General features: G+C 73.0%; 6 protein-coding genes and 1 pseudogene. 4 read left to right on the forward strand and 3 right to left on the reverse strand.

What is annotated here, in order from left to right; translation table 11 throughout:
* From D7V93_RS31885 to D7V93_RS31895, 3 genes and pseudogenes are all read left to right on the forward strand, one after another.
* Window positions 1-864, forward strand: a pseudogene (locus D7V93_RS31885) (GspE/PulE/PilB domain-containing protein); the annotation flags it as partial.
* A 22-nt stretch (window positions 865-886) separates the two neighbouring features.
* Window positions 887-2,419: a sensor histidine kinase gene (locus D7V93_RS31890; protein ID WP_120646971.1), complete on the forward strand. Its 1,533-nt coding sequence runs from the start codon at window positions 887-889 to the stop codon at window positions 2,417-2,419.
* Window positions 2,416-3,786, forward strand: a complete 1,371-nt coding sequence (locus D7V93_RS31895; RefSeq protein WP_208723224.1) for a sigma-54-dependent transcriptional regulator — start codon at window positions 2,416-2,418, stop codon at window positions 3,784-3,786. Before D7V93_RS31890 ends, D7V93_RS31895 begins: the two co-directional genes overlap by 4 nt.
* 7 nt (window positions 3,787-3,793) lie before the next feature.
* Here the strand turns inward: D7V93_RS31895 and D7V93_RS31900 are convergent, their stop codons facing one another.
* The 3 genes from D7V93_RS31900 to D7V93_RS31910 all read right to left on the reverse strand — a co-directional run bounded on the left by D7V93_RS31900 (window position 3,794) and on the right by D7V93_RS31910 (window position 7,116).
* Complete coding sequence (locus tag D7V93_RS31900; protein WP_120646972.1) at window positions 3,794-5,179, reverse strand: WS/DGAT/MGAT family O-acyltransferase; 1,386 nt, start codon at window positions 5,177-5,179, stop codon at window positions 3,794-3,796.
* 45 nt (window positions 5,180-5,224) lie between these two features.
* The gene (locus D7V93_RS31905) at window positions 5,225-6,028 is read right to left on the reverse strand and encodes a hypothetical protein (RefSeq protein ID WP_208723225.1); all 804 of its coding nucleotides are present in this window, start codon (window positions 6,026-6,028) and stop codon (window positions 5,225-5,227) included.
* A 92-nt stretch (window positions 6,029-6,120) separates the two neighbouring features.
* Entirely contained in the window at window positions 6,121-7,116 is a 996-nt protein-coding gene (locus D7V93_RS31910) for a class I SAM-dependent methyltransferase (RefSeq protein WP_120646974.1), read from the reverse strand.
* 395 nt (window positions 7,117-7,511) lie between these two features.
* Here D7V93_RS31910 and D7V93_RS31915 point away from each other — a divergent pair.
* Window positions 7,512-7,908 (forward strand): hypothetical protein (locus D7V93_RS31915; RefSeq protein WP_208723226.1); only part of this gene is annotated, 397 nt, incomplete at its 3' end.

Below are 7,908 nucleotides of genomic sequence, written 5' to 3' on the forward strand. Positions count from 1 at the left end.
CCCCCGGACTTCGCGCCCCTGCTGCGTCGCCTCACCGGTCCGGACGCCGCGCAGCGCTCCAGCGCGATGGCGGAGCTGGCGCGCTCGCCCGAGGCCAGCGCCCGCGTGCTCGCGCAGCACTTCCCCGGCCCCACCGCCTGGAGCCGCCTCCCCGTGGTGGAGCTGCCCGAGGCGGACGAGCTGGGCCCCATCCCCGCCGCCCTGTCGCGGCTGGGCCGTCCCGCGGCCGTCGCGCTGGCGCCGCTGTTGGACTCGAACGACGCGGACGCGCGCTACCTCGCGCTGCTCACCGCGGGCAACCTGCCCTACGCGGAGCTGGTGGACGGCGTGCTGCGCGGCCTGTTCGACCTGGAGCCGGACATCTCCAGCGCCGCGCGCGTGGCCGCCGCCGCGCTCAAGCACCTGCCGCGCCTGGATGCGTCCCTGCGCGACCTGCGCCAGGAGCTGACCAGCCGGGACGCGCTGCGCCGCTCGCTCGCGGCCCGCGCCCTGGGCACGCTGCACGACCGCGACGCCATCGAGGGCCTCATCAACCTCACCGGCAGCGACGACGCGATGTGCGCGCAGGCCGCCGCCGAAGCGCTGCGCGAAGTGACGCGCGCCACGCTGGGCCTGCATCCGCGCCAGTGGTCGTCGTGGTGGGCGGAGAACCGCAGCCGCCGCCGCGCGGACTGGCTGGTGGCCGCGCTCCGTCACCGCGAGCTGGACGTGCGGCTGGCGTCCATCGAGGAGCTCAGCCGCGCGCTGCACGACACGCTCGGCTACTACGCGGACGCGCCCGACGCGGAGCGCGAGGCCGCGGTGCGACGCTGGGAGGCCGCGGCGGTGGATCCGGCCAACGCCCGCCGTCTGGGCATGCTCTGAGGTCCCCACCCGGGAGCGCGCGATGACGGGCGCCATGTGGGTCAGCCTGCTGGCGTGCGCGGGGCAGCTCGCCCTCGCCGGCATCGCGCTGGCCCGCGTGGGCCGAAGCCCCCTCGCGCTGCCGCTGTCGCTGCTGTCCATCGCGCTGTCCACCTGGAACTTCTCCGCCTTCGGGCTCGCGCGCTCGGGCGACACGGGCTGGCGGCTGGTGGGCTTCGCCGCGGCGCTGATGACGCTGCCGTGCGCGGTGCACTTCATCCTCGCGTTCGTGGGCCGCAGGCGCCGCTCCGCCTGGGCCATGTACGGCACCTACGCGGTGATGAGCCTGCTGGCGCTGACGATGCTCGTGGCCATCGGGTGGCCCGCGCTCGAAGGGCACATCAACACGTTCCACTTCGGGTTCGCGGTCAGCGCCGTGGCGGTGCCCGTCCTCGCCGCGGCCTTCACGCTGCTGGCCCTGCACCTGCGCCGGGCGGGTTCCCCCGACGAGAAGGCCCGCGCGGGGCTGGTGCTGCTGGGCCTGGGGCTGCTGGTCGCGCTGCTCCTGACGGACCTGGCGGCGGACATGGCCCTGCCCGTGCCGAAGCTGGGCAACGTGGGCACGCTGCTGGGCCTGCCGGTGATGGCCACCGCGTCGCTGCGCTTCCAGCTCTTCGGCAAGGACGCGCGGGCCACGAGCGCGGCGGTGTACGCGGGGGTGCTGGCGCTGGTGGGCGTGCTCGCGTACCTCGCGCTCTTCCGCGTCTTCGCCGCCGAATCCGGCGCGCTCGTCGTGGGCACCACCGCCATCACCTTCGCGCTGCTGGCGGCGGCGCGGCGGGTCGTCGCGGGCTTCGTCACGCAGCGCGAGCGGCTGGAGCAACTGGCCACGCTGGGGCGCTTCTCCGCGCAGATGGCGCACGACCTGCGCAACCCCATCGCCGCGCTCAAGGGCGCCGCGCAGTACCTCAAGGAAGAGCACGCGCGCGGCCACTCGTGGGAGGCCCACGGTGAGTTCCTGGACCTGCTGCTGGAGCAGGTGGAGCGGCTGGACCGCGTCGCGGGCACGTACCAGCGGCTCGCGCGCGTGGAGCCGCTGCGCCGGCCGCTGGACCTGAACCGGCTGGTGGAGGGCGTGCTGTCGCTCCAGGCCTTCGCGAACCCCGGCGCGGTGGTGCTGACGAAGGAGCTCGCCCCGGGCCTGCCCGCGTGCGCGGGGGATGAGGACCTGCTCGCGAACGCGCTGGAGAACCTGGTGCGCAACGCCTTCGAGGCGATGCCCACGGGCGGCACGCTCACCGTGCGCACACAGGAGGACGGCGGCGCGGTGGTGGTGAGCGTGGAGGACACCGGCAGCGGCATGGACGCACGCACGCGCGAGCGCGCCTTCGACGACTTCTTCACCACGAAGGCGACGGGCAGCGGCCTGGGGCTGGCCTTCGTGCGGCGCGTGGCGGAGGCCCACGGCGGCACGGCGTCCCTGACGAGCAGCGAGGGCCGTGGCACCATCCTCCGCCTGCGCCTGCCGACGGCCCCTGCCCTGCCGTCCCAGCACTCCGAGGGAGAAGCCGCGTGAGCGAACCACTGAAGGGCCACGTGTTGGTGGTGGACGACGACCCGGCGCTGCTCAAGGTGCTGGGCGCGCTGCTCACCCAGGCGGGCCTCACCCCGCACCCCGCCTCCAGCGCGAAGGACGCCCTGGCGCTGCTCGCGCGCCAGCCCATCGACGTGGTGGTGAGCGACGTGCGCATGCCGGGCATGAGCGGCCTGGAGCTGCTCACGGAGGTGGGGCGCGGCTGGCCGGACGTGCCCGTGCTCCTGATGACCGCGCATGGCACGGTGCCGCTCGCGGTGGAGGCGATGAGGGCGGGCGCGGCGGACTTCGTGCTCAAGCCCTTCGACCGGGAGGAGCTGCTCTTCACGCTGCGCAAGGCGCTGCTGCGCGCGAAGGAGGAGACGCCGCGAAGCGCCGGCAAGCTGCCGGACGGGCTGTTCGTGGGCGCGGGCCGCGCGATGTCGGAGGTGAAGGCGCTGCTGGCGAAGGCGGCGCTGGGCACGGCCACCGTGCTGCTGCGGGGCGAGTCCGGCACGGGCAAGGAGCTGGCCGCGCGGGCGGTGCACGAGGGCAGCCCCCGGCGCGCGGGGCCATTCGTGAAGCTGCACTGCGCGGCGCTGCCGGACACGCTGCTGGAGAGCGAGCTGTTCGGCTACGAGAAAGGCGCCTTCACCGGGGCGGCGACGCGCAAGCCCGGCCGCGTGGAGCTGGCGCACGGCGGCACGCTGTTCCTCGACGAGATTGGCGACGTGTCCCAGGCCGTGCAGGTGAAGTTGCTGCGAGTCCTCCAGGAGCGCGAGTTCGAACGGCTGGGCGGCACGCAGACGGTGAAGGTGGACGTGCGGTTCGTGGCGGCCACGCATCAGCCGCTGGAGGACCTGGTGCGCCGGGGCACCTTCCGCGAGGACCTCTTCTACCGGCTCAACGTGGTGCCGCTCTGGCTGCCCTCCCTGCGCGAGCGGCCGGAGGACATCGAACCGCTCTCGCGCCACTTCCTGGACGTGCACGCGAAGACGAACGGCAGGCCGCCGTTCACGCTGAGCGCGGATGGGCTCGCGGCGCTCCAGGCCCAGCCGTGGCCCGGCAACGTGCGCCAGCTCCAGAACTTCCTCGAGCGGCTGGTGGTGCTCTCCGACGGGCCGACGCTCACCGGCGCGGACGTGGCGCGCGAGCTGTCACGGCAGCCGGGGCTCGCACCGCCGCCGGTCGCCGCGCCCTCGCCCACCGCGGACTCCGGCACGCTGGAGTCGCGGCGCAAGGACGTGGAGAAGGACGCGCTGGTGGATGCGCTCAAGCGCGCGGGGGACAACCGCACGCTGGCGGCGCGGCTGCTCGGCATCAGCCGGCGCACGCTCTACAACAAGCTGGAGGAGCACGGCCTGTTGTAGGGAGGGCTCAGGCCGCCGTCGTGGCCAGGGACTCCAGTTCCTCCTGGAACGCGGCGACGATGGCGCCCGGGTCGGGCACGCACCCCGCATCCGAGGCCACGCCCACGGTCACCTGGCCCGCGTAGCTGAAGAGGCTGATCCCCAGGCCCACCTGGCCCGCCTGGGGCACCCAGAACGTGAGCCCCGCCAGGCGCGCACCCGCCAGGGACACCGGTTGTCGGGGTCCGGGGACGTTGGTGGCGACGAGCGACGCCTTGGAGCCCAGCACGTCCACGGCGATCCGCTCCAGCGCGACCGGCGTGTGTCCCAGCACGGCCAGTGCGCCGTGCGTCACCGCCGCCAGGGGAGAGCGCTTGAGGGCCTCCATCCGCTTCGACACCTCGCGGAGCCGACGGCGGGGATCCTCCAGGTGCACGGGGAGCTTCAGGACCACCAGGCCGAAGCGGTTGCCCAGCTCCCGGGGGATGGGCTCATCCAGGGGCCGCAGGTTCACGGGCACCATCGCGTGCACGTCCTCCAGCGAAGCCTCGAGCGACGAGAGGTAGCGCCGCAGCGCCCCCGTGACCGCCGTGAGCAACACGTCGTTCACCGTGCCCCCGAGCGTCTGGCCCACGGCCTTCACCCGCGCCAGGGCCACCGGCTCCGACCACGCGGCGAGCTTCCGCGTCCCCAACGGTCGACGCAGCGGAGAGCGGGGGTCCGGCGGCTGCACGAGCAGCTTCCCCAGCGCCGCCGCGCCCCGGGCCCCCTCGCGCACCAGGTCACCCGCGAGGATGGGCTCCTGCACCAGCTCCACGCCCTTGCGGAGCGCGCCGCGGGCACCGCGAGCCATCCGCATCCACCTGGGGGCCTTCAGCGACTCCGCGGCCAGGCGCGCGGGTGGCTCCCGCTCTCGCGCCGCATCACCAGCCCCTCCCCTCGCCTCCGCCCCCTCCGCGTCCGTGAGCGACAGCAGCACCCGCGCGAGCGCGATGCCATCCGCGATGCAGTGGTGCAGGCGCGCCAGGAGCACGTCGCCCTGGGGCGCGCCCTTCACGAGGTGCAGGTGCCACAGGGGCCGAGAGCGCTCCAGCGGGACGCCCAGCCAGTCCCCGACCAGCGCCTCCAGCGCCGCGCGTCCGCCGGTGGCCGGCACGCGCAGCGTGGACAGATGCGCGTCCAGGTCGAAGTCCTCCGCGTCCTCCCAGCGCGGCGCGCCCAGCGCCCTCGGCACCACGCGCTGCCGGAAGCGCGGATAGCGCTCCACCAGCCGTTCGCGCACCACCCCGCGCAGCCGCTCGAGGTCCATGGGCCCGTCGAACCAGAGCACCGCGGTGATCATCATCAAATTCGCGGGCTCCTCCATCTGGAGCCACGCCGCGTCCATGCTTGCCATCCGCTCGAGGCCTGCCATGGCGTCCTTCTCACCCGTGCGCCCTTGTCGGAGCAAGGCCGTCGCTCAAGGCTTGGGCGGCGGCTCCGGGGCCTGGGGCTTCTCGCGCTCGAACTGGAACGTCTGCCGCGTGGCACCCGGCACCGTCAGGATGAGCGAGTCCTTTTCCTCCAGGGCATAGGTGAACTCCCCGCCCTTGAACTTCCCCTTCGCCAGCGGCACCACGCGCTCCTTGCCGCACACCGGGCCCACCGCCTGCCCGTCCTGCGTGCGCAGCGCCAGGTGCTTCTTGTCCTTCACCTCCACCCGGCCCCAGGAGCGCACATCCAGCGTGCTGCCGCGCCCGAGCGTCGCGTCGTCCAGCTTGGTGCGCAGCACGAAGCACCCCGTCGGCGTCATCCGCAGCGACCGCGCGTAGTCCGACCGCGGCTGCACTTCCAGGCGGTCCTCCTTCCCCTGCTCGACGTCCGGGAGGCTCGCCGCGGACAGCACCCACGTGCCCACCAGCTCCTCCGGCACCGCCGTGCCCTGGAGCGCCTTGGGGCCCTCGCACGGGTCCTCCACCGTCTTCTCCGGACTCTTCGGCGCGGGCTCGAAGGCCCGCTCACACGTCTGTCCGCAGGAGGTGGCCGCGCACTTCGAGTCGTCCGGCGCGCAGGCCGCCTTGCTGGTGCAGGACTTCAGCCGCTTGAGCGAGTTCTCACACCCCTCGCGCATGCACTTGTCGACGCACTCCGCGTCGATGCATTCCGAAACACAGACCCAGTTGGTGCGGCCACACACCCCCGCCACGGTGCGAGGAGCCTGGGCCGCCGCGGGCATCACGGCGCTGGAGACGAGGAGCAGGACGAGGAGCGGGGACGAGCGCATGCGTACCGCAAGGCTAGGCAGTCCCTCCCGTTGCGACACCCGGCGTCAGGACGCCTGTCCACCGGGCATCACTCCAGGGCCCCGTACTGCCGTCAGGTGAACTGCCACCGCCAGGTGCGGGGGTCGGACGGGTTGGGCAGCTCCAGCTCGAAGCCCAGCGTCTCGTAGCGGCTGAACTCGCGCGGCTCCACGCGCAGGAGCGTCATCGCCGTGGCGTTGCGCTCGCGCAGCGGGGACACGGTGAAGTCCAGCTCGGAGTCGAAGGCGACCTTGTAGAACAGGCAGAAGCCGTCCACCCGGCCGTCCTCCTCCACCGGCCGCTGGAAGCGCACGCGCGTGGGCAGCCCGTCCGCGCGCATCGTCTCCAGGTCGAAGCTGAACGCGGGCTCGGGTTCGCACAAGAGGTGGTCCACCTCATACGAGCGCACCAGCCGCGTGAAGTACGACGGGCTCATCGCCTCACGCAGCGACTGCAGGCAGCGGAAGTCCACGTGGGGCAGGTGCTGCGTCCAGATGAAGGGGACGCACGCCTCCTCGCGAAGCTGCACCGGCTCCACGAAGACCTCGAAGCGGTTGGGCAGGATGCGGCCCCCCGGCTTGAGCAGCCGCGAGCGCAGGTCCAGCATCCGCGGCACGAGCCCCGCGTCGAACAGCGCATCCCCCAGCAACTCGTGCAGCAGCACGTCCGCCTTCTCCGGCGGCTGGAAGTGCCAGGTGGGCTCGCGCACGAAGTCGATGTTCTCCAGCCCGTTGCGCCGGGCCACCCACTGCGCCGTGTCCAGCAGGCGCGAGTCGTCCACCGCATACAGCTTGCGCGGCCGCTGGTGCGCGGCCAGGAAGGTGCGCAGGCCGGTGCCGGCGCCCACGTCCACCACCACCTGGTGCGAGCGCACGTAGCGATCCACCGCGCGGTGCCACGTGTCCACGCGCTGGGGATCCGCCAGCACCGAGTCCTGCGGCGACGGACTGGACAGCGTGAGGCTGTTGGGCGCGTGCCGGCGGTGGAGCTGGGACACGAGCGGCAGGTGGCTGATACGCGAGCGCAAATCCATCAATGCCTGACGAGGCAGGTCGAGCAGGTTCGACATGGCATCCCCCCGGAGACCAGTGACAGTCCCCGGAGGCGCTCCGCACACCCGCCCCCGGGGACCAGGACTCCGCACGATGCTGGAGATTTCCCACCCGGCCCATCCGTCCCCGGGGCCGCCCTCTGTCCCCGCTTGAACATCCGGTGATCCAGGAAATACCGGTCCCGACAAGACCTCCCATGACCGCATCTCGGAAAGTGAGCCGACAGGAAGGCTTTTCCTACCCGCTGGGGTGTCCGGGAGTGGCGGCTCAAGCACCCCTCCGGGGCATTCAAGGAAAAAAGGTTAAAGCGTTTTTCCTGTCAAAGCCCCCTACCCGTGAGGACAGCTCGCGGAGCGGAGGCTCGATGTCGGTCATGCCTGCGGATGGACCCTGTGGTGGAGAGGGGGCACTGATGATTCGAGCCATTGAGTCGCGGTCGATGCGGGTGCGGGACGTGCCGTGGGAAGTCGTGGCGCCGCCTGCGCCCGAGGATGCGGCCCGCGCGCGGTGGGAGGCGCAGCCCTGGCGGCGGCAGCTCCAGGAGGCGCGGGAGCACGAGCGCCGGGTGGGGCGCGCGGCGCTGGTGGAGGCGCTGCTGTCGGAGGGGCATGAGGTGGAGGCGGACGTGGCGCGCTTCGCGGGGGCGCAGGAGGACCGGGGCGCGCTCAGCATCGGGCAGGTGGTGCGCTTCGCGGATGGGCTGCGGGCCCGGCTGGGGCAGGCGCGCACGGACGATGAGCTGTTGCAGCTCGCCTACCTGCGCCGCAACGCGGAGGAGCTGGCGGAGCGGATGATCGACTGGGCCAACG

The sequence above is a fragment of the Corallococcus llansteffanensis genome (assembly GCF_003612055.1).
GTDB classification, from domain to species: domain Bacteria; phylum Myxococcota; class Myxococcia; order Myxococcales; family Myxococcaceae; genus Corallococcus; species Corallococcus llansteffanensis.

Coding starts and splice junctions, on each gene's coding strand:
- D7V93_RS31910 (WP_120646974.1), bottom strand. CDS start 7,116: ATGTCGAACCTGCTCGACCTGCCTCGTCAGGCATTGATGGATTTGCGC.
- D7V93_RS31900 (WP_120646972.1), bottom strand. CDS start 5,179: ATGGCAGGCCTCGAGCGGATGGCAAGCATGGACGCGGCGTGGCTCCAG.
- D7V93_RS31905 (WP_208723225.1), bottom strand. CDS start 6,028: ATGCGCTCGTCCCCGCTCCTCGTCCTGCTCCTCGTCTCCAGCGCCGTG.
- D7V93_RS31890 (WP_120646971.1), top strand. CDS start 887: ATGACGGGCGCCATGTGGGTCAGCCTGCTGGCGTGCGCGGGGCAGCTC.